Here is a 22,354-nt window from a genome sequence, read left to right as displayed (position 1 = left end):
GCAATTCCAATCATGAGGTTCTCCCTTCTTGAGTCGAAATATTAAGTTTTCGAGTGAGCCAATGCTCAAAACAAGAACCGGTACGACTCCATTGCAACGTTTTCGCAAATGCATGAGCATCGTGCCTCACACGTTCATAATGGCCTGAATCGTTTAAACAACGTCGCATCTCTAAGGCAAGCGCGTCTGGTGTGTTTTGCATCGTCATATAACCGAGTTTTCCGTATTGGACAGCGTCACGTAAACCAGGAGCATCATAGACGATGGTCGGTGTTCCGACGGCAGCTGCTTCACTTACAGTCAAGCCCCATCCTTCGCGTCGAGATGGAAAGAGTAAGGCCGTCGCTCGACTCATTCGTTCTAGCTTTTCTTCCTCACTGACAAAGCCGAAATAGTGAATGTCACGTTGAACCTCGCTCGGGATGAGCGGGTTGAGATGTTGTTCAACGTATGCCTCATTTTTCTTCCCGATAATCCATAGTTGAGCGGTCGGAAAATCACGTTTGATAGACAAAAAAGCTTTAAACGCGTCATCAATCCCTTTGTAAGCGGACATCCTTCCGACGTACAAAAATGTTGGATTCAATTCTTTCGAGCGCCATTTTGTTTCAGGCCATGGTGTGAAATTCAATCCTTCGGGTAATATTTCGATACGATGCGCGGGAATTCCGACATCAATCAAGTCATCGGCGGTCGATTGGCTTACCGTTAAAACATCGTTATGTTGATAGAGACGCAATCGTGTCGTTTCACTCAAAGCCCCGAGCCATGAGACAGGTGGCGAGAGATTGATTCGCCAAATTTCACGTGTCAATTGGTGGATAAATAACACACGTTTAGACGCTGGGACATAAAGTGGTGTGAAGTAGTGGTGTGTGTTCATTTGGTCAATGACAAGGTCGATTTGCTTTTCGTGTGATTTATAATATCGACGTGCCTCGACGATACTCGTTACATTCGTTCCTTTTCGAATGTAACGTACCCCATCCGTCCATTCCTCATCTTCTCTCCCTTCAATCTGCGGAGACAAATGGATGATATTAAATCGAGATGAAACATACTTCAACATTTCATGGGTGAATACTTCGGCGCCACCGGCATTTGGGTGATGGATATCTCGCCAAGAAAGGCAGAGTAAAGTAGGTTTCATCGTGATTCCTCCTTGAGCAGTTGATGCCGTTCATAATTAAAGCGTGCACGTAGTAAGAGCGATCCGCCGAGTAAGACGACAGCTTGAGCGAGCAACCAGGTTTCAATGGATTGTCGGAATAAAAAGAGGGCTGTCAGGAAGACAATAAATAAAGCCCAATACCAACGTAAGTAACGATGATTTCGCGAAATGAACTGTAGCATCGCCTCGTACTGAACAATGATAATTCCGATATAAGTGAAAATCATATACCGGACGAAATAGCCGGCCTGGTCATATCCTTGACCGAAAAACAAAGGTACGATTGACGGAATCATGACATAATACGTCACGGTAACAATGACAAGTGCTGCAAGAAGCAACCGGAAAACAGTACGCTCAAAAGACAAAAAAGTAGGTGTTTCAGATGCCCGGCTAAGTCGAGGCAGAATAACTTGGAAAACAGAGAGGCAGACGAATAGGACGAGTTGACTGAAACGAAGACTGACCGAGTAGTCACCAACTAGGTCAGGAAAGAACAACGTGACGAGCAGGCTGTCAACCGAAAAAAATAACGTCATAACGATTTGAACGTGAATGAGCTGAAATAACCCGTGGAACTGTTTTTCACCAGTCGCTTCAGGGAAGTCAGCTTGTCTCGTACTCATGACATAGGTCAAAATCATTCCGATTAAAATCCCGATTAACGCTAACGTGATGTCTAACTGTTCAAGGAAAATCCAAGTGACCATTACTTTCGTGATGGCCTCTACATAGTAGGATAAGGTGAGCGCGTAAAACCGTTCATTCGCCTGTAAGACACCTCGTCGAAATGACACGAGAATGTGGAAAAACACCGTGACGAAAAGGAAAAAAAGGTTAATTCTAGATAAAGGAAGAATATATGGGATAAGTAAGAATAATACAACAGATATCGCTACAGCAAAAAGTAGAAGTGATCGTTGGATGTACCGATAATCGGTGGCAATTTGTTGCCCTAGATTTCTTGTGACAATCCATTGAACCGCGCTACCGATAATAAGTAGTAAGCCGAGGAGTGCGAGATAGGCATTCAATAGGCCATAATCTTGATTTGTCAGACCTCGTGCTAAAAAGAAGTGATAAGAGTAGTTGATAATATTCAGCAATGCGTCTAAAACGGGAAAAATGAGTAATATCGAGTAGCGGCTTATCATCACTTTCAATACAATCGCCTCTCTCTCTTAAATAACTGTTAAGGAGGACAATTCCAGATGGATAAAGGGAAAGTAGTTATTTTTACAGACCGAGAACGGAATATTCCCTATACATCAAGCATCCCACACTACGAATTGGTTCTGTCTGAATTAAATCGTAGTGAAGATCCAGTCATTTCACCCCACATTCGTGCTGTGAAAGATCAAGTGAAGGCTTATATTATTGACGTTACGAATCAGAGTAGAGGCATTGAAATCGTTTCAAAACTACGAAAGTACCATCCGCACGCCTCGATTATGTGGGTTGAAGATGTTATTCGACGTCATCGAGAGTTTCCCTTTAATCAACTGTTAGGTAATGGAATATTTAGAATATTTTATTACAGAAAAGAATATCCAGATGAATTGTTCGCTGAAATACAAAGTATTATCCATCCAGAATATTCAATAAAAAAAGGGACTGTAGCCTTTATATTACCAATTTTTAATGAAGAAAAACGGTTTTCACACATTCATGCTTTTTTGACTTCACTGACGAAGATGATTGAACGAAATTATTTACACAGTTCAATCTATTTTATTGATGATGCTTCTTCCGATCAATCAAAACGTCTATTGAATGAGTACCGGGATATCGTGATGAATGCGACCGATACACTATTTAAAATTGATTATTTGAAAATGTATGAGTTAGAGCAAAATACGAAAAAAGCCGGTCTTTTTATCGAAGGAATGACGCATATCTCGAGCGAATATTATGTGTTCGTCGATGCGGATAACTCCTTTAAAGTGGATGATATCGCGCAACTATTAAGTATTGCCGAGAACGATTATTATGATCTTGTCATCGGAACGAAAGATATGACGATTGAAGATCGAAATTTAATCAGAACGTTTGTCAGTTTTACGAAGCGGCTCATTACCAAACCGTTTTTACCGAAGGGCGTGTCCGATTCACAAACAGGTCTAAAAATCGTTAATCGTCGAGCGATTCCGCGCTTGCTGCCTTATTTAAGTGCGACAAGCGGGTTTGCCATCGATTTAGAGATGATGTATGCCGCAAAAAAAGAGCGTTTGCGTGTGTATCAGCAACCGGTAACCTGTATTGAGCGTGAAGGGTCACATGTGGATTTGGTTAAAGATTCAATTGCTTTTCTTAAAACGATGGGATCACTCATCAGACGGCAACGGGCGTTGAATCGAACAAAGCGTTAAAGAGCTGATCGACTGAAAAAGAGGACGACCTTCAACAGTAAATTGTTGAAGGTCGTCCTCTTTTAAATGGACAACCATATACCGGATACGCTTCATTCACAGTGATTTGGCCCAATTAGTCATTCGCTGAATCGCCTCTGGCTCGGGCGAAGTTTCTTCGGAGACGGCGAATAAATGGCTCTGGTTGACGTGCATTCCAATAAAAGACGAAAGACAGTGGGGTAGCCAACAACAGGAGGATCAAACCGATGAAAAAGACGGGACGTAACACGGCGATTACCTGTACATCGTTTTCAGAAGCTGTGTAAAGTTGCGTCACGCCGTTCAAAGCAATCTCTCCCCGCTGTGAAATCCCGTCCGCCGTCAGTCGAAAGAGCGGCGAGGGGGAATCATTCAATGTGAAGCGATCTAGTGCTTCGTCATGCGTGACTTGTCGTTTCATCAAATTGCGCTTTACATCTAAGGCCACAGGCTTTGTAGAAGAAAAGAGTGGCCGTTCCGTTATTTCCTCGACCATGACTTGATCTGTCAACATGAGATGGTCATAGCGGACGACGTTTAAATTCTTCATTTCGAGCCGTCCCGCTGTCTCGATATTTCCTCGTGCCCAAATATGAAGTTGCATCGAAGTGGTACCTTCTGGTGGAATCAAAATTTGCTCGTATCGATTCCATTCGGATTTACGATTTTCCTCGACCTCACTGATGAAGTCGGTACCGATGACGCGTCGTTGTTCGTCGAGGTAATACATTTTCACGTGACGATTTCGAACCGCTTCACTTCGTGCCTCGAATTCAACTAAGTATTCTCGATTAGGTAAGGCTTCGATTTGTTCAGAGGCAAATATATACCAGTCACAAGAGCATGTCGGTTCATAGGTGGCGACGAACGTGTCATTTTGAAGCGTCGCTTCGTACATGTCTTGTGTAATGGAGACGCACGTTGCACATGTTGCAGCTGCTTCGGGAGTGGCGAGCGGTTCGGTCACAACGATTTCATTCGGATCAAACTTTCGTAGATCTGCCAATTCGATGCGTGTAGGAACGGCGCTATCCACTGAAATTTCGAGCGTATAATGACCTGCCTTGAGCTTCACATCCGAAAGGGTCCAGCGCTTCAACGATTGATGAACGTCGTCGAGTGATTGTAACGCGTAAGGAAAGTCACGACGAAGCGAATCGTAGGTGACGGTTTGTTCGCCGATTTTCGTTTTCACATCAGGCAATTGACGAATTGCTTCAGTATCAACGGTTTGCTCATAAACAATGTCTCTTTCTTTCAAAAGACGTAATCGAACGGTGCCGTCTGCTGACAAAGGTGGCGTCAAGTTGAGATGAAGGCGATACGTACCGTTTTCCGCGAGATCGATGGACCGTTTTAATGTTCCGGACGTCAGCGACACGCCTTTCCCTAAACTGAATGACGGATAATTTCGCTCGGATTGAATGGTTCCAGCATAATCAAAGTCTTGTTCAGCCTCGAGCACCATAAACGTATTCGTCTGTTCGAGCTCGTTCTTCAATGACTGTTGAAGCGATGTCCATTCGTCTTCTGGGACGAGAACGATATTTTGCACGGCATTGAATCCAACCGTATTCTCGACGGTGATGGTTGTCGATTCTGACTCAATATCATATGTGCCGAGTGGAATCCATTCGAGTCGAGCACCACTTTGACGCTTCGTATCGACCACTTTATGCTCTTGATTGATTTGAAAATCAAGTTGTCCACCGCTTTGATTTAGCAATACACGTGCAAATCCGATATAACGGCCGGGTGGTGGATCTTTTGTGATTGAGAAAGTGTTTGGAATCATATGTGACTCAAAGCTCTCGATTTGAATGTCGTGAATCCACCAAAACGTTTTACGCTCGGGTTTTTGGTAACTCAATAAATCAATTCGCATCATTTTCGCCGCTTTTGGTGTCACATATTCGCCTCGTAAATGAATTCCGTCCAAATTCCCGGAGTCACGAGGTGCGACGACATAGGTCTGGTCAATCTCTTCACCGGATTCGTCAAAGAAACGTACTTTGACATGAAGCCGATCAACACCACGACCAGAAGCGACAATATTGAAACGATAGGCATTATTCGGCAAAGCTGGCAATAATCCAGACTTGGCAACTTGCCAAATATAGTTCGGGTCACCTTTGGCGACTTCTGCCTGTAGAAGGGGAAGTGTGTTATCCGACGAGATTGGATTTGGAGACAGTTCGATGACATCTGGATTGTCCGCTTTAAAAAATGTTTCGTCCTCAAGCATGGAGTTGAATGATGCGACTTGTTTTGTCGGCAAATCATTCAATGCGTACGGCGGGGCGTCGATTCGCGCTGAAGCGAACGAAAGTCCGACACCATCCCCGTAATCGAGATCGAATGCGGGATCTTTCACACCCTGTGTCTGTAGGTACCAACGCCAATCATTGTTAGCGAAGAGCGTTTTCCCCCATGTCAAAAACGGATTAGCAGAGTCAATCGCTTCGAATGGCTTCCAATAATACAGATCAGATACTTGGCTCAACAGCATGTCTTTTTGTTCAATCATCTCGATGGCATCTCCGGGACGTAACCATTTAAAGTCATCACTATGTTGTTGGGTCGTGTATAAAATAGATTGCTTCCCTTGTTCGTACTGAGGAAGTGCCGCATACGAGATGGAGCGTTCGAGACCGTATGGCGTAACGATGAGCTGTGGGACAGTTCGGTCCGGGAGCGGAGCAACGACATCAAATAATGTGAACAGTCCGATTTGTTTTGTTTTTAGCAAATTCTGCTGGAGTTCAAGCATCTCCAAATTAAACTGTTGACGCTCGTCCATTCCTAAATATTCATCTCGATACGCAAACTGATCGACGCCGAATACGTTGATTAAATGACTTGCTTCATCGGAACGTCCCGTATCAAGAAGGTACTGTAACAGGGAGAACAAATATCGAATCGCGGGTGTCGAAGCTTCATGATGGAAGACGGTGTTTTGGCGTGAACTGTACACCTGAAAGTCACCGGTCGGTTTTGCTGTCTCACCGAGTGCTGGATTTTGGTTCCATTCGGGTGTCGCGACACCAGTGATTGGCTGAATCATTTCATCTGCAATCGGGAACTGGAGCCACTTCCCTTCAATCTCATTTTGAACGAGCGCATATTCTTTTGGAACGTCCACTGGTTTATAAAATCCCTCCATATAAACGGCACGATACGGATAGATGAACAATGTCAAAGCTAAAAAGCTACCGAATAACAACGCTCCACGATAAAGCGGGCGCGGAATTGTTTTGGACTGACGCGCATCTAGCATGCCGAGCCCGAGCGCAAGCAGTAAACTGTAGCTTACGACAAGTAAGCCGACAAGTTTGTTCGGGTCACGGAACATAGGTCCTATGAGTGGAGTATACGTGACAAGAGCCACGAATCCAGGTGCGACCCATTCATACGTTCCGGTCGCAAACACAATCAAACCGATGGCAAGCAAACCAAAAAACAGATGAATCGGTCGTTTATAGCTTCCGATGAGCCCAATTCCGATAATCAGTAACAAGATGCCACCTGCGATCCAAAACGAGAGAGGTAACGTGTGCAGGTCAAACATCGGCCACCAATAACTAATCGTATACAGAACGTTTTCAACCGATGAATGGCGACTGAACAGCATGAGCGTTTCCGTGACATTAATATTATGTTGGGACGCTTGAGCACCAAAGAGAATCGATCCCACATACATGAAAAACCAGTACCCGTTGAATAAAATAAAGACGATCCCGAGAGCCGTGATGAGTCGAAGATAATAAGATACGAGCGAGCGTACGCGTAATGATTTGCGCTCTGTCCACCACGTTTTTAATAGAATGAGGATGAACATAATGCCCATGTAGAGTGCTGAGAAGAAGAAATAATGAATCCCGGCCGACATGAACATGAAGATCACTGACAAACCGACAGCATCCAACCAAATACGAGGGGATAGGCGCTGCTCGAACGAAAAATTGGTGTCCAATTGTCGTCGGAATTTCGGGTCGAACAAGTTAAAAAATAGCAAAAGAGCAAATGGGAACAACGCGTATCCACACAATAAATAAATGTGCTGAATACGTGTGATGATCCATGGGTTTAACGCATAAAATAATCCGGCGAGTGTGAACGACATGAGTGTCATCAAGTGGAAATGTTTGGTGATATAAATGGAGTGAAGTCGTTTCACAAGCGCATACATGCTCAAGGCGGACAAGACGAGTAGGAGCAGGATGAACGATTTCACTAATAACGGACCTGAGGCGCCGAACAGCAAACTGATGCCATAAAGTGGTGCGATGAAAATCAGTCTGGGTACGTTCAACAAAGTAGTCGTACTCCAACGCTCATTCCATGCCCCGAAGATTTCTTCGATATAGCGCTCGGAAGATAGACCGAAGGCGATGTCACTAAAGACAACCATTCCAGGGGAAAATAATGGATAGGCATAGATGACGATACACCCAATCATGATAGTCAGGGCGATGAGGTCGTAACGATACGTATGCAGTTGACTTCGAATGCTAGATGGGATACGACGCAAATCAGGTTTGCCCCCTTTCAAAAAGCGTATGTCACCTATTTCGCCAAACGTTGTCCTATCCCTCTCTATAAAAAAGAGACAACCGGTTTGGCTGTCTCTTTAGGTGAGGTGACGCAATAGTGCGCGCACCGGACTCCCGTCACCTTTGACAATCGGGAGCGGCACGGCGTTCAATTCGTAATCGCCGGGTGCGATATGGTCGAGGACGAGCCCCTCGAGAATATGGACGCCGTTCCGGGCGAGCGCATGATGCGCCGCCATCTCTTTACTGTCGATCGCGTCGACCGAGGGCAAATCGAGACCAATCAAATAAATCCCAAGTTCACCGAGGCGATCGGCGAGCGATGGCGTGAGTTCAGGGATGCGGCTCGGAAATTCTTGTTTATTCGGCCAGCCGTCGGTCTTTAAAATCAACCGCTCGACGCCGGTCAAGTCAAAACCGTCCAAGTCTGTCGCCTCGATGCGTTCACGGCCGGGCAGATGGATGACTCGGGCCGGGCCGATATAGAGACCGGGATCAAGGTCGATGACGCGCTGTCCGGCGTCGTCGAAATGGAACGGGGCATCGATATGCGTCCCGGTATGCAGGCTCATCGTCACTTTCCCGACGTTGACCGAACCGCTGTCGGCCATCGGCCAAGCGATTTCGTAACGGAACGTCGTGTCACCTGGCCATGTCGTGATTGAATCTTCGAGCGGTTGCGAAACATCAATCCATGTCATCGTGTTCGTCCTCCTCACAGTTTTGTCCGGACGGTCCAAAGTTCAGGGAAGAAGCGGTGGTCGAGGACGCGTCGCAAATAGTTGACGCCGGACGAGCCGCCGGTTCCCATCTTTTGACCGATAATTCGCTCGACCGTGCTCATATGATTGAAGCGCCACATCTGTTGTTGGCTGCCGATATCAAGCAATTTCTCGCCGAGCTCATACAAGTCCCAATACTTGTCGACGTCACGATACACTTCGGCCCAAGCCGCTTCGACGCTTTCATTCCATTCCCAGTCTGTCGTCACGTCCCGGTTGAGTACGGCGTCATCGATGGCAAGACCACGGCGATGCATTTCGCGGACGGTCATGTCATAGATGCTCGGTGCTTGAAGCGACGTTTCGAGAAGCGGATATAGTTTCTCGTCATGCGCATAGACGCTGAGCGTGCGCGCGTTTTTAAAGCCGAGCGCGAACTCGATTTGGCGGTTTTGGTACGATTGGAAGCCTGACGATGAACCGAGTTTGTCTCGGAACTCCAAATACTCGGCCGGGGTCAATGTCGCGAGGACGCTCCACGACTGGATGAGCTGTTGTTGAATTTTCGAGACGCGGGCGAGCATCTTGAATGAACGCTCGAGCTCGCTAGTCTCGATGGCGGTAACGGCCGCGGTCAGTTCGTGCAAAATCAATTTCATCCATAGTTCACTCGTCTGATGGATGATGATGAACAACATCTCGTCGTGATGGTCCGACAGGCGGTGCTGACTCGATAAGATTGGATCGAGTTGCAAATAGTCCCCATACGACATGTCTTTCGAAAAGTCTGTCTGAATCGATTGCTCGACGTTGTGTTCAATCCGTTCACTCATATTGATTCTCCTTAGGCCACGACTTCGCGGACGTTCTCGAACGCCTCGTATTCTTTGTTTTCCATGATTGTCCGTAACGTCATCACGACGTCATACACATCGGTGAACGTGTTATACAGGGCGACCGGTGCCAAACGGATGATGTTCGGGGCCCGGAAGTCCGGAATGACGCGATGTTGTTTGAGCGCTTTACAGATGCGGGCCGCCTCGGGGTGTTCGAGACTCAAATGGGCACCACGCTGTGTCTCGTTACGTGGACTGCCGATGACGAAGCCGTACGGTGCGAGCACTTCGTCAATCAGTGCGGCCATATACGTCGTCAAAGCGAGCGATTTCTCGCGGATGGCGTCCATCCCGATTTCGTTGAACATCTCGAGCGCACCGAGTTGCGGAGCAAGGCTCAAGACGTGTGGGGTCCCGATTTGGAACGCGCCGGCATCATCGGCCGGTGTCATCGTGTGATCCATATCGAACTGTTTGTCTTTACGTGAACCGAACCAACCAGCCAAGCCCGGCGTCGTCCCGAAATGACGTTCATGGACGAACAGACCGCCGACGCTGCCCGGTCCGCCGTTCAAATGCTTATAGTTGCACCAGTAGGCGAAATCGACGCCCCAGTCATGGAACGCGTGCGGGATGGCGCCGACCGAGTGACAGGCGTCAAAACCAATCAAAATAGCACGTTCATGTGCTGCTTTGGCGAGGCGCGCCATATCGAGAATTTGTCCGCTTCGATAGAGGACGGTCGGTAAGACGATGAGCGCGATATCATCTGTCATCGCCGCGATGATGTCGTCCTCATTTAAATAACGTCCATCTCGGCTCGGTACTTGCACCAAATGTTCGGCCGGGTCGAGTCCGCGGAGCTCGAGTTGACTCTTTAAGGCGTAAATGTCAGATGGGAATGTGAGCGTGTCGGCTAAAATCTTCGTCCGCTTGCCTTCCGGTTTAAAGAACGAAGCGACGAGTTGGTGCAAGTTGACCGTCGTCGACCCGGTGACCATCACTTCTTCGGCTCTCGCTCCGATGAGCGGGGCGTTGAGCGCGGCCAATCGTTCTGACAAGTTGAACCATGGGTGGCGTCCCGACATCCAACCATCAATCCCGAGCTCTTTCCAATCGTTCAGCGATTCAAGGAGCGTCTGCTCGGCCCGTTTTGATAACAGACCGAGCGAGTTCCCGTCCATATAAATTCCGTCTTGCGGCAAATAAAATTCTCCCCGGTATGGTGCGAGCGAATCGCTGGCGTCGCGTGTTTCCGCGTACGCTCGTGTGAAATCTTGAGCCATATCATTTCCCCCTTTGACTTGCGTGTCATGCTGACAAAAGCGTAGCAATCGCCTTTGCACGTGTCAATATGAAGGAACGCATCCTCAAAAGAAAAGGCCGCCTTTGCGGCGACCAGCATCCTTATTTGATTTTACGGACGTTCTCTTTTCGTAACAGGCTGAACAACGTGTACACCATCAAGATGAGGATGACGGTGAACGGGAGGGCGGAGATGAGCGAGGCTGTCTGCAACCCTTCGAGCCCACTCGCAATCAGTAGAACGGCGGCGATCCCACCGAGCAAGATTCCCCAGACAATCCGGACGCTGAGCGGCGGGTTCAAACTTCCGTTCGTTGTCATACTGCTGATGATGTACGTCGCCGAATCGGCCGACGTAATCAGGAAGGTGAGAATCAACAGAATCGACAGGACGGATAAAATGAAGCTAAACGGCAGTTCGGCGAACGTGACGAATAAAGCGCTCGTCACATCTGCGTCGACAGCTTGTGCGATCGATGTCCCTTCGAATAAGTCGAGGTGGAGGGCCGTTCCACCGAACACGGCAATCCACAAGAGCGCGATCAATGGCGGCACGATGAGAACGCCGACGATGAACTCACGAATTGTTCGACCACGTGAGACGCGAGCGACGAACGCACCGACAAACGGCGACCAGGCGATGGCCCATGCCCAGTAGAAGATGGTCCAATCACGCACCCACGTCCCTTGCTGGTATGGTTGCAGGCGGAGACTATAGCGGATAAAGTTCTGTAAGTAATCCCCTAATCCGAGCGTGAACGTCTCTAAAATAAAGATGGTCGGTCCGGCGAAAAACACGAACACCATCAACACGAGCGCGGTCCCGAGATTGATGTTACTGAGCCATTTGATGCCGCGGTCGAGACCGGTCGTTGTCGATGTCAAAAACAAGACGGTCAGGACGACGATAATCAACACTTGGACGAGTGCCGTGTTCGGCAACCCGAAGACACTGTTCAATCCGCCGTTGATTTGGAGCACACCGAGACCGAGTGACGTGGCGACACCCATGACGGTCGCAATGACGGCTAAAATATCAATCGTTTGATTGAGCGGCTGTTTGTAAGGTCGGTCTTTGATGAGCGGAGAGAGACTCGTCGAGATGAGACCGTCCGCGTTTCGGCGGAATTGGAAATACGCGATAATCAAGCCGACGATGGCGAAGACGGACCATTGGCTGACCCCCCAATGGAAGAACGAATACGCCATGGCCAATCGAGCCCCTTCGACGGTCAGCTCGGTCGTATCCGCATATGGAGGGGTGATGAAATGACTCATCGGTTCGGCAACACCCCAAAAGACGAGCCCGACCCCGAAGCCAGCGGAAAATAGCATCCCGATCCAAGTGAAGAACGGATACTGTGGACGGTCCTGGTCTTTCCCGAGTCGAATCTTCCCATACTTGCTGAACGCGAGAAAGATGAGGAAGACGACGAACAAAAAGACGGCAAGTAAATAAAACCAACCGAACGATCGGGTTGTGAAGTTGAAGATGTTTCCGGCAATCGTCGCGAACAACGTCGGTCGAATCGCACCGAAAAGGACGAGGAGAGCGATGAGACTCGCCGAAATGTAGAACACGCGATTCAAGCGTGGTTTTTCAGGTGAAGTGTTCATGAGGACTCCTTTCCAGACGCACAAATTATTATTTAGAGCTAATAAATATTTCCCTATTTGCGTGAAAGGAAAACGCCTATATGCCAGAAGGGTATCTTCTTTGCGTTGAGATGCATGAATTCGGGGAATGGGATGATGAGACGAGCTTGAAAGGAGATTGGAATGATGAAATTGATTGCCATCGATTTAGACGGGACGCTATTGTCTCGAACAGGTATCATCACAGAAGCAAACCAAGAGGCGATTCGACGTCGCCAAGCAAAAGGTGACTTGGTCGCCATCTCGTCAGGACGCTCGATTCACGATATCGAAGAGTTGTTGAAACGGAGCGACTTGACGTGTCCGATTCTTTCTGGGAACGGAGCCATCGCGTTTTATGAAAATGAACGGATTTATTATCACGCGCTCCCGAAAGACGTCGTACAGGAGTTATGGGACGTGGCCCATGAGCACGGGGCGTATGTTGAATTTTATACGAACGCCGGGGTGAAAGTGCTCCGTTCGGGCACCGATTTGTTGAAGGGCGAATTGGATGAGGTGTTACCACACGATCAATCGTTCACGCGGGAGTGGGGCGAGCGAGAGATTGAAATTCAAAACGAGCAGTATGGATTGACGTACGTTGATGCGATCGAGGAAATCGACTTCGAGGCCGACGAAGTGTACAAAGTGTTCGTTTATTCGTTCGACCGACGTAAGTTGCACGAGCTTCGGAAGCTGTATGAACCTCGGACCGATATTTTGATCACGACGGCCGGATGGACGAAAATCGAAATTGGGCATCCGAACGCGAGTAAGGGTATGGCCTTGACGCAGTTGGCGGAGCATCACGGTATTTCGCAATCAGACATCGTGGCCATCGGCGATAATTTGAATGACATCTCGATGTTCGAAGTGGCAGAAACGAGAATCGCGATGGGCAATGCGGTCGATCCGTTGAAAGACATCAGCACCCATATCACGAAAGATGTAGAGGACGACGGGGTCGCTTATGCACTCGACCATTATATCGACAACTGAATTTTGGAGAAATGGTGAACAGGGATTCGACGACACGTAAAACGGTTAATGTATAAGTGTAGTCCTCATTCACGTGTTGAGCTGAAAGGGGGCAACGGATGAAACGAAGATTCAATCGTTGTTTGACTGAGGCCGGCTCGGTGAAACGAGAGACAAGTAGGTAGATAGATCGGCTGACTAGATTGCCCTCCTGATTAACCTGTCGTCCACCTGACCTCGTTCGAGAGGTAAGGGGCAGACTAAGAGGATGTGTGGGAGACGAGACGTCTGGAAAGTCCGATGTGTCAGCAAAGGTGGGCATGATGAGGTTCATAATGGATTTCAACCAGATCCGTCAAAAAACGTAGCCAGGTCGTTGTGGAGAAATCTATGTATACAGGACCTGATTGATGTTAAGACGAACGTACGCCTCGAAATCACGTTCTGAACCGGATCCATTTTCTAGACGTATCATTCTATTGCATGGGACGGTCGATCGGGAGATTTCTCGGTCGGGTGAAAGTCCGCTCTACTAGAAACGCTCACCGTTAAGCGCCACGATACGTGGCGCTTTTTCTCATGGAGCGAACGTGGTGACCCGGGCTGGCTGTTCGCCGTCTGCTTGTTCGAACTTTACACGATGGCCGTCCGCGGCCTGTTCGACTTGAAACGTGTAGGCGGCATCGGGCTCGTCTTCGAACGTCAAATCATAGACATAACCGCTTAAGGAGAGGCTGCCGTCAATCGAATAGGTGTCCGCCGGAATGTTATAATGAGTGGTGAGGTACTGCTCTAAGGCACGTTCGCGTTCCTCGATTTCAGTCGAGTAGCGGACGTAGAGGAAGGTGGCAAGCGTGATGGTGACGACGAGAGTGGATCGGAGAATCGTCTCCCAGTTTCGTGTTGGCATGAGCGCATCTCCTTTCGATACAAAATAAGAATTTCAGAATATTTTACGAAATATTCTGACTAATTACAAGGCGAACATAGTAAAGGAGTGATGACATGCCGAAAATATATTGGCTCGGGACGTTCTTAAGCGGATTGATTCTGATGACGATGGGGGAAGCAGGTGCTGTTCCGCGCGTCGTTCCCTATTTTTTGATGGCACTCGGCGTGACGGGTTTTCTCGTCCAGTCTTGGTTCGAACAAAAACGACGCCGCTGAGCCGGCGCCGTTTTTTCGTTATATGGATTCGAGCAGTTGGTGCAGCAACGTGTCGATCTCAGCTTGGAGCGTATCGCTTTGTTGCTGTAACGTCATCAACGCTTCTAAATCATTCGTCTCATTCATTTGGTGACGCACTGCTTGATGGGCGGCTTCGAGCTCGACCAGACGAGCCTCATCCGCTGATGTGTCTCGAACATGGATCGCTGTCACGGCCGTTTGTGTCGACTTCCTCTTGTTGGGCACAGCGACGATTGTTTCCGTTTCGTGTTGGCGTTTCTCGAGCGCATACGTCACATTTCCGGGGAAACGTGTGGCTGTCCCGTCAAGCCAATACGTGATCGGGAACAGCTTGTTCAAGAAATAGCGGTCGTGCGAGACGGCGACGAGCGTTCCGGTAAAGCGGTCGAGCGCGTCTTCGAGTGCCTCGCGCGCTTCAATGTCGAGATGGTTCGTCGGTTCGTCTAACACGAGCACGTTCATGTCCTCGTGCATGAGAATGGCGAGCATGAGTCGCATCTTCTCGCCGCCGCTCAAATCTTTGACTGGTTTGAAGACGCTCGCGCCATAGAAGAGGAATTGGGCCAGCAATTGACGGGCTTTCCCTTCATCGACGGCGATGCGGTCGCGGAACGCCTCGATGAGCCGATGGGAATCATCAAAGTCGATATGTTGGGACAAGTAACCGATTTGGGCTCGCTCTGCTCGTCGCACCTCCCCTGTCGTTGGTTCGAGGCGACCGAGCAACACTTTCAACAATGTCGACTTGCCGCTCCCGTTTGGGCCGACGATGGCGATGCGTTCGCCATGACCGGCGTAGAACGAGACGTTCTCGAAGACAATCCGGTCGTAAGTGACCGTCACATCTGTCGCCTCGAACACATCGCGACCGGTCCGTCCCTGGGCCATGAACTGAATATCCGGTTGGACGGCCTCGAGTCGTGGTCTTTTGATCGTCTCGATTCGGGCGAGCGCTTTCTCCATCGATTTGGCACGGCGGTAAAACTTTTCGTTCGGTGGGTTGCCTTCGTTCGCCCACTGCCTTAGCTGGCGAATCGTTTCCTTCATCTTCTTGACTTTCTTCTGTTGCTCCGTATAGGCGTGGAACTGATCGAGCAACCGCTTTTCTTTTTGGGCGACGAAGGCGCTGTAGTTGCCATCAAAACTCGTCAACTCCCCGTCTTCACATTCGACGATGCGCGTGGCGACGGCATCAAGAAATACACGGTCGTGTGAGACGAGGAGGAGAGTGGACGGGCTGTCACGCAGAAACGTCTCGAGCCAAGCCATCGCCTCTAAATCGAGATGGTTCGTCGGTTCGTCCAAGATGAGGAGTTCTGGCTCTTGGAGCAGCGCCAAGGCGAGGCCGACTTTTGTCCGTTCGCCGCCGCTGAGCGTATCGAACGGTCGGTCGACGAAGCGGATCAGGCGCAGCCCGTCAATCATCGCGTTCACTTTCGAATCGATGGCGTACCCGCCGCCGTTCTCATAGCGCGTCTGCAAGGCGCCGTACGTCTCGAGCAACGCTTCAATGTCGTCGCTTGAGGCCATACTTGCCTCGAGTCGTCGCATTTCGTCGCCGAGTCGCGTCAACTCAGCGAACGCGGTATAGAGCACGTCTCGACCGGACTTACCGGGGTGGGCCGGGATTTGGGCCAAATAGCCGATGTGTAACCGTTGCTTGCGGTAAATCGTCCCTTCGTCTGGCGAATCGGCGCCGACGATGAGACGCAGAAGCGTCGTCTTGCCGCTCCCGTTCCGTCCGACGAGCCCGATTCGTTCGCCGGCGTTCACATGAAGATTCGCATCGATCAAGACCGCGTGGCCGCCAAATTGTTTTTGGATGTGTTGTAACTCGATTAACATGAGTGATTCCTCCTAAAGTAGAGGCCTATCTATCAAAAAAGCCGAGCGCACAGAAGCGCTCGGCAAGAGAGAGAGGCGCTTTGTCGGTTTTCAGCAATGTCTAAAAAAGGACAGACGGGTCCTGTGATTATGCGACATCGTGAAAAATCGCACGCAAAATGTACAAATGTTCTGTTGACCAATGCGTACGTCCGACAAAGTTCACCTTTCTCCCTCCTTTCCATACATCATTACGGTAAGTGTAAGCGATTTCGGTCGGTTCGGCAACTAGGGAAACAGGAATATCAAGCACCGGTGTCGTATTGTTTTAGGAATCAGGAAGGAGGGACGCCATGCGCAAGGAATGGCTCGGTGCCATCAGTTTAACGCTCGCCGCCAGCATTTGGGGCGGGATGTACGTCGTCAGTAAATATGCGCTCGGCTATATCGAGCCGTTCACGCTCGTCTGGATGCGCTACGCCGTCGCTTTTGTCGTTTTGTTCGTGACATGGTTTGCAATCGGGCGCGAGCGCATCGGGCGGCGCGACTGGAAATGGATCGCGCTCATCGGAATCGTCGGCTACGTCGTCTCAATCTCGTTTCAATTCATCGGCACGAAACTGTCCGACGCCCATACGGGTTCGCTCGTCACAGCGGCGACGCCGGCGTTCATGGTGCTCTTCGCCCGTTTGCTTTTGAAAGAGAAGCTGACACCGGTGAAAATCGGTTCGCTCATCTTGGCGACGATCGGGGTCATCGTCGTCGTCGGTTGGCACGTCGAAGGGACGTATTTCATCGGGAGCTTGATTTTGGTCGGGGCGGCGATCACGTGGGCGCTCATGTCGATATACGTCAAAATCGCGTCGGCGACTTTGTCGTCGTTGACGATCACAACGTTCGCCATCGGCATCGCTTTCATATTGATGACACCACTCATGGGAATGGAGGTGGCCGTGTCCGGTTTGCCGAATATGACCATGGTGCTCTGGCTCAGCGTGCTGTACGTCGGCATCATCTCGACAGCCGGCGCGTTCTTCTTTTGGAACAAAGGGCTCGAGCTCATGGATGCGAGCGTCGGGTCGTTATTCTTCTTCTTCCAACCGCTCGTCGGAGGATTCCTCGGCTGGCTCGTCCTCAACGAACGGCTTGACCGGAACTTCTTTATCGGTGCCGCCTGTATTGTCACCGCCGTCACCTGGTCGACCCTCACCGAACGTCGGCAAAAGCGGGTCCGCGAGACACGTCAAGCTGAGACACGTCATATTTTATAAACGAAGACGGTCGACCCGATGCGGGACGACCGTCTTTTCAAAATCCGTGATGATCGAGTTTGTCTTCGTCGCGCTTCATCTCGAGTTCGAGCCGCTGGATGGCGAGTTTTTCTTGTTCGACTTTTAGCCGCAGCTCCTCGACACGTGCCTTTCGTGTCTTGTTGAAGCTGTCCGCGACGATGGACACGACGACGATAACCATCATGTAGAAAAAGAAATCCATGTGCTTTTCCTCCTTTTAACGTGAGCTGAACAAATCTGTCACCAGTTGTTGTGTAACGAGCGCCTCGCGACCGTCCGTCACGATTGGGGTATCGTCGGTCAACGCTGTGATGAAGTGATCGATCGCACCTTGGAACCCGCGTTGGGTCAAGAGCGTGTCCCATGACCCGAACGTCTTCGTCGAATGGGTGCCGCGCTCGAAACGTTGGAGCGTCACCATCTCGTCGACTGTCAACCGGAGACCGTCCCGGATTGCACTGAGCCCTTCATGATTCGTCCCGGCTTTACGGTGCATCGATGTCGTATGTAGTCCGTGTTCGTCTTGCCAGATGTGGCGGGCGAAATGTAGTCCGTTTGTCTCGGTTGTCGCGATCTGGCCCGTCACTAAGCGCAACTCGCTTCCGCTGAGATACCGGAGCGTGTCGACGACGTGCAGATAGTCATCGAGCAACGTGAATTGATAGTCGTGGCCGCGCAACCCGTCCCCGCGATGCTTGACGAAGTCGAGCGTGTGGAAAGGGGCCGCTTCTTTCACGTGCTGATACATCGGGGCGAAGCGACGATTGAAACCGACCATGAGCTTCCGGTTCGTCTGCTCGGCCAGCTCGACGAGACGTTCCGCCTGTTCGATCGTCGCGGCGAGCGGTTTGTCGACATACACATCAATGCCGTTGGTGAGCAGATAGGAGACGACGTCGAAATGTGTGTCGGTCGAACTATGGACGAACGCCGCGTCGACGGACGCCGCGAGTTCAGGCAGTCCCCTAAATGACTCCATCCGGTGGGCCCGACAGATTGCCTCACGTTTGGAGGCGGTCGGGGAGTAGGCACCGACGAGTTCGAACGATGTGCTGTTTGTTAAAATCGGTAAGTACGCTTTCTGAGCAATGCCGCCGAGACCGACGACACCAATTTTAGGCTGACGCATGTGTACCACTCCTTTTCTTCATCATAACGAAAAAAGAACCGAATGACACGTACGCGCGGGGCGTCAGGTCATTCGGTTCTTGCTTATAGGCTGGCACTGAGCACCATTTCGCCTTCAGGTACCGTGTTGCCGCGTTCGGGTTCTTTCGTGACGGCGACGGTATCCCAGTCTGTCTCCGACTCGGTCGAGTCGAGTGTATAGATGACCGTCCCGTTGCCTTTGTCGTCCGTGACGAAGGCGCCGGTCGGAATCGGGGAGCCGTCCTTCAACAGCCACACTTGATACACTTCGTTCGATTCAAGGGCATCGAGTCCGTTCGTCTGAACGATGAGCTGGCGCTGGCCGTCCTGTTCGGCCAGATAAGCCACGCCTTCCGAGTCGCCTTCGAGCGGTACGGTCTCGGTCAAAGCGATGCCGCTCGGGTCATCTTGGTTCAACAACAGATAACCGTTCCCGACCAAGGAGAGCATGAGTGCGGCGGCGAGAGCGAGCGCGCCCCATGACGTCTTCTGGTTCTTCTTCGTGGCAGTGAAGGGTGTGATCGGGGTCGGTTCGTCTGCTTTCGACTCCTTCTCCATATCGTCTTCAGCGAACACGTTGTCGAGGATGCGTGCCTTCATGCCGCTTGGCGGTTCAGCCGGTTCAGAGAGGAACGCGACGCCGCCGACGAGGGCTTCTAGTTGTTCGAGCTCTTCTTGACATGTTGGACATGTCGCGAGATGCGCTTCAAATTGGAGGCGTTCGTCTTCCGTTAAATGCTGGTTGAAATAATCAATCAATTGGTCACAGGCGTTCATCGTTCCACCTCCTTATCTATCAAATCATGGGATAAATGTCTTCGTAACTGTTTCAACGCTAATCGAATCCTTCCTTTTACGGTGCCGAGCGGGATCCCGCACGCATCAGCGATCTTTTGTTGGCTGAGCCCTTGGAAATACATGAGACGGACAACTTGTTGTTGTTCGACCGGCAGCTCGGCCATCGCCGTCTCGATTTGCGTTCGCTCTTCTTGCCACTCGACTTCGGTCTCGACGGACGGTGCCGGAGAAGGGATGGCCTCGGCGTAGGACTCATCAAGTTGCAGGTCAGGTTTTCGTTTGCGAATCAAGTCAATCGTGACATGACGGCTCATCGTGAACAGCCACGATTTGAATTTTCCTTTTGAGTCATCATATATGCCGCCACCGCGCCATAGTTTGATGAACACTTCTTGCATCGCTTCTTCAGCGAGGTCACGATCTTTTGTCAACTGCATGACGAAAGCGTAGAGGATACGCTCATAGCGGTCATAAAGTGTTTCGAGCGCTTGTTTGTCTTTTTGCCTGACACGCTCGTACAATTCAATATCAGTCATGGCTTTCTCCTTTACCTATAAGGGGAATCCCTTGTATTGATCTAACGGATGAAACCGTGAAATGGATGCCTATTTGACGTGACTATTTTGTGAACAGTCAAGATTTTCCCGCATCTAACGAGAACAACTGGACGCTATCCCTCCGATACGGCGGAACAGTCGTAAATGTAAAGCGCTGAGCAATCGGTACGTCACATAACTAATGAACGTCGCCGTGAGGATTGTGGCGAGCAAGGCGACTCCGCCCGACAGCCACTGTTGCCAAAATGAATATGTCCGTACTCCGAACAAAAAGGCGAAGACAAGTCCGAACCCAATCACGATTCCGCTATACTGACAGTAATAGCGGCTTAAACGATTTTTCATGTCGCACGTCCTTTCTCCTTTTACTATACGAGAAGGGGTATGGCGACACAAGGAGGATGACGATGAAACGATTTACAAAGGAAGGTCGGACGCTCGTCTGTTTTGACTTTGACGAGACGTATTTCCCACACGCGTGTTCAACTGAGCAGTTGAAACAGTTGCGGCAACTCGAAAATTTTCTCGAAGCTCATTCACAACACTTGTCAACGATGTGGGTGACCGGGAGTTCACTTGAAACGATTCGAGAAAAAATGACACGAGCCGGCATGCGTTATGTCCCTCATCGGATTGCGGCGAGTCTCGGGACAGAGCTGTATCAAGTGACGGCATCTGGGCAACTTGAGCTCGATACCAGTTTTTCGTCACGATTCCCTCATGATTTTTCGGGCCGTGTCCACCAAGCCGTCGAACGACTGAAGCGGGTGCTCACGATTGAACCGCAGACGAATCTCGGTACGTCCGAATGGATGCACAATTATTATTATTTCGGCGAGAGTGAAGCTGAGATCGGACTTATTCGTTCAGCCGCCCGTGACATCGGGATTGCGGTTAACGTGAGTCGCTGCAATCCGCTCGCCGGAGACCCGGAAGAAGCCTACGATATTGATTTCATCCCACAAGGGGCGGGGAAAATTGCTGTGGTCGACTATGTATGTGACCGATATTCGTTTCAGACCGAGTACGCCTACGCGTTCGGTGACAGTGGGAATGATTTAGGGATGTTGCGATATGTCGGCAACGGCTATGTACTTGGCAACGGGACGGAAGAAGCCAAACGAGAACATGGTCGTGTCACCGAGGGCATGTATGCGGATGGGATTCTAGAAGTGTTACATCGAGCGGTGCGGTAGACGGGTTTAAGCGCTCGTAATTAGACGTAGCGCTGCGGTCTCCACACGTTCGAACAAATACGTTTTCAGCCGATGGGTCGTCAAATCGAGCGGGAGACGATGCTTCCAAAGCTCGGTGAACACCTCGGAGAGGACAGCCTCGGCCAAGTCGGCTCGCGTCGTCAAGCGGAGGGCGAGCGAATATAAGATGCGCTCATAGCGGTCGTAAAGCAGTTCGAGCGCTGAAGTGTCGCGATTTAACATGCGTGCGTATAAATCATGATCGGATATGAATGACATGGTGAACTCCTTTAGAAATGAGACGGTCTCGTGGTTGGTTTGCGGGCAAATGACGTAATCTTCTTATTTCACTTATGGGGTAAACGTAAACGATTACTTTCCAATTCGAGCACATTCGAAAACACCCAACGTTCCGCATTCGGCGGTCGATTGGGTGTTTCGTGGTTAAAACGACGTATAACAGTGGGGACACGTCTGCGTGTTCCCACCGGACCGTTTGAACGTCTTCTTACAGTTCGGACAGGTGACGGTTTGACTGTCTGTCCCGAAGAGACTGCCACGGTTGAATAAGACATTTCTTAAATTTGGTAAGGCCTTGGCGGCAAAAATCATGGAGATGAATAAAACGATGGCCAAAACGGCCAACATGACATACGTCATAACGGGCGTGCCCCTTTCGTAAAACCTTCATTTCTTCTAGCATACGTGAAATCGTTCAAACGTACACCTCCAGACTGGAATTACGAACAAACGTTCT

General features: G+C 49.9%; 21 protein-coding genes. 5 read left to right on the top strand and 16 right to left on the bottom strand.

The features are described from left to right. Positions 1–10 precede the first annotated feature (10 nt). On the bottom strand, positions 11–1,150 hold the full coding sequence (locus EVJ33_RS07735; RefSeq protein ID WP_131435994.1) for a glycosyltransferase family 4 protein: 1,140 nt from the start codon (positions 1,148–1,150) through the stop codon (positions 11–13). Beyond that, positions 1,147–2,325 (bottom strand): lipopolysaccharide biosynthesis protein, encoded by a 1,179-nt coding sequence (locus tag EVJ33_RS07730; RefSeq protein ID WP_330857567.1) that lies wholly within the window; start codon positions 2,323–2,325, stop codon positions 1,147–1,149. Before EVJ33_RS07730 ends, EVJ33_RS07735 begins: the two co-directional genes overlap by 4 nt. A 57-nt stretch (positions 2,326–2,382) precedes the next feature. On the opposite strand from EVJ33_RS07730, the gene EVJ33_RS07725 reads away from it, so the two are divergent. Next, on the top strand, positions 2,383–3,540 hold the full coding sequence (locus tag EVJ33_RS07725) for a glycosyltransferase (RefSeq protein ID WP_131435990.1): 1,158 nt from the start codon (positions 2,383–2,385) through the stop codon (positions 3,538–3,540). A 115-nt stretch (positions 3,541–3,655) separates the two neighbouring features. Here EVJ33_RS07725 and EVJ33_RS07720 read toward each other — a convergent pair whose 3' ends face one another. The 5 genes from EVJ33_RS07720 to EVJ33_RS07700 all read right to left on the bottom strand — a co-directional run bounded on the left by EVJ33_RS07720 (position 3,656) and on the right by EVJ33_RS07700 (position 12,594). Next, complete coding sequence (locus EVJ33_RS07720) at positions 3,656–8,092, bottom strand: hypothetical protein (protein ID WP_131435988.1); 4,437 nt, start codon at positions 8,090–8,092, stop codon at positions 3,656–3,658. A 99-nt stretch (positions 8,093–8,191) separates the two neighbouring features. Next, complete coding sequence (kynB, locus tag EVJ33_RS07715; RefSeq protein ID WP_131435986.1) at positions 8,192–8,815, bottom strand: arylformamidase; 624 nt, start codon at positions 8,813–8,815, stop codon at positions 8,192–8,194. 14 nt (positions 8,816–8,829) lie between these two features. Next, positions 8,830–9,669, bottom strand: a complete 840-nt coding sequence (gene kynA, locus EVJ33_RS07710) for a tryptophan 2,3-dioxygenase (RefSeq protein ID WP_131435984.1) — start codon at positions 9,667–9,669, stop codon at positions 8,830–8,832. An 11-nt stretch (positions 9,670–9,680) separates the two neighbouring features. After that, a complete protein-coding gene (kynU, locus tag EVJ33_RS07705; RefSeq protein WP_131435982.1) occupies positions 9,681–10,958 on the bottom strand; it encodes a kynureninase in 1,278 nt (425 codons plus the stop codon). Between the two features lie 121 nt (positions 10,959–11,079). Continuing rightward, positions 11,080–12,594, bottom strand: a complete 1,515-nt coding sequence (locus EVJ33_RS07700) for a glycine betaine uptake BCCT transporter (protein ID WP_131435980.1) — start codon at positions 12,592–12,594, stop codon at positions 11,080–11,082. Between the two features lie 162 nt (positions 12,595–12,756). Between EVJ33_RS07700 and EVJ33_RS07695 the strand changes: the two genes are divergently transcribed. Further along, the gene (locus EVJ33_RS07695) at positions 12,757–13,614 is read left to right on the top strand and encodes an HAD family hydrolase (RefSeq protein WP_236634567.1); all 858 of its coding nucleotides are present in this window, start codon (positions 12,757–12,759) and stop codon (positions 13,612–13,614) included. Positions 13,615–14,170: 556 nt separating this feature from the next. Here the strand turns inward: EVJ33_RS07695 and EVJ33_RS07690 are convergent. Next, positions 14,171–14,503, bottom strand: a complete 333-nt coding sequence (locus EVJ33_RS07690; protein WP_131435978.1) for a hypothetical protein — start codon at positions 14,501–14,503, stop codon at positions 14,171–14,173. 95 nt (positions 14,504–14,598) lie between these two features. Here EVJ33_RS07690 and EVJ33_RS15525 point away from each other — a divergent pair, with 95 nt between their 5' ends. Beyond that, positions 14,599–14,760, top strand: a complete 162-nt coding sequence (locus EVJ33_RS15525) for a hypothetical protein (RefSeq protein ID WP_201739678.1) — start codon at positions 14,599–14,601, stop codon at positions 14,758–14,760. 18 nt (positions 14,761–14,778) lie between these two features. Here the strand turns inward: EVJ33_RS15525 and abc-f are convergent, their stop codons facing one another. Further along, a complete protein-coding gene (gene abc-f / locus EVJ33_RS07685) occupies positions 14,779–16,626 on the bottom strand; it encodes a ribosomal protection-like ABC-F family protein (RefSeq protein ID WP_131435976.1) in 1,848 nt (615 codons plus the stop codon). 332 nt (positions 16,627–16,958) lie between these two features. Between abc-f and EVJ33_RS07680 the strand changes: the two genes are divergently transcribed. Next, positions 16,959–17,876 carry a DMT family transporter gene (locus EVJ33_RS07680; RefSeq protein WP_131435974.1) on the top strand — a complete coding sequence of 306 codons (918 nt, stop codon included), beginning with the start codon at positions 16,959–16,961 and terminating at the stop codon, positions 17,874–17,876. A 37-nt stretch (positions 17,877–17,913) separates the two neighbouring features. Here the strand turns inward: EVJ33_RS07680 and EVJ33_RS07675 are convergent, their stop codons facing one another. The 5 genes from EVJ33_RS07675 to EVJ33_RS15430 form a co-directional block, all read right to left on the bottom strand. Continuing rightward, the gene (locus EVJ33_RS07675; RefSeq protein ID WP_131435971.1) at positions 17,914–18,099 is read right to left on the bottom strand and encodes a hypothetical protein; all 186 of its coding nucleotides are present in this window, start codon (positions 18,097–18,099) and stop codon (positions 17,914–17,916) included. A 15-nt stretch (positions 18,100–18,114) separates the two neighbouring features. Next, positions 18,115–19,026, bottom strand: a complete 912-nt coding sequence (locus EVJ33_RS07670; protein WP_131435969.1) for a Gfo/Idh/MocA family protein — start codon at positions 19,024–19,026, stop codon at positions 18,115–18,117. Positions 19,027–19,109: 83 nt separating this feature from the next. After that, positions 19,110–19,823, bottom strand: a complete 714-nt coding sequence (locus EVJ33_RS07665; protein WP_131435967.1) for an anti-sigma factor — start codon at positions 19,821–19,823, stop codon at positions 19,110–19,112. After that, positions 19,820–20,380 carry an RNA polymerase sigma factor gene (locus EVJ33_RS07660; protein ID WP_131435965.1) on the bottom strand — a complete coding sequence of 187 codons (561 nt, stop codon included), beginning with the start codon at positions 20,378–20,380 and terminating at the stop codon, positions 19,820–19,822. Before EVJ33_RS07660 ends, EVJ33_RS07665 begins: the two co-directional genes overlap by 4 nt. A gap of 114 nt (positions 20,381–20,494) precedes the next feature. Next, positions 20,495–20,746, bottom strand: coding sequence for a hypothetical protein (locus EVJ33_RS15430; RefSeq protein ID WP_161566912.1), 252 nt, complete (start codon positions 20,744–20,746; stop codon positions 20,495–20,497). Positions 20,747–20,808: 62 nt separating this feature from the next. Here EVJ33_RS15430 and EVJ33_RS07655 point away from each other — a divergent pair, with 62 nt between their 5' ends. Continuing rightward, on the top strand, positions 20,809–21,597 hold the full coding sequence (locus EVJ33_RS07655) for an HAD-IIB family hydrolase (protein ID WP_161566911.1): 789 nt from the start codon (positions 20,809–20,811) through the stop codon (positions 21,595–21,597). Positions 21,598–21,603: 6 nt separating this feature from the next. Here the strand turns inward: EVJ33_RS07655 and EVJ33_RS07650 are convergent, their stop codons facing one another. Continuing rightward, the gene (locus tag EVJ33_RS07650) at positions 21,604–21,876 is read right to left on the bottom strand and encodes an RNA polymerase sigma factor (protein ID WP_131435961.1); all 273 of its coding nucleotides are present in this window, start codon (positions 21,874–21,876) and stop codon (positions 21,604–21,606) included. Between the two features lie 165 nt (positions 21,877–22,041). After that, positions 22,042–22,257: a hypothetical protein gene (locus EVJ33_RS07645; RefSeq protein WP_236634566.1), complete on the bottom strand. Its 216-nt coding sequence runs from the start codon at positions 22,255–22,257 to the stop codon at positions 22,042–22,044. Positions 22,258–22,354: the final 97 nt, after the last annotated feature.

Source organism: Exiguobacterium sp. SL-10 (genome assembly GCF_004337025.1).
Classification (GTDB): Bacteria; Bacillota; Bacilli; order Exiguobacteriales; family Exiguobacteriaceae; genus Exiguobacterium.
Note: the sequence above shows the minus strand (reverse complement) of the source record. Positions and strands in the feature narration are given on the sequence as shown.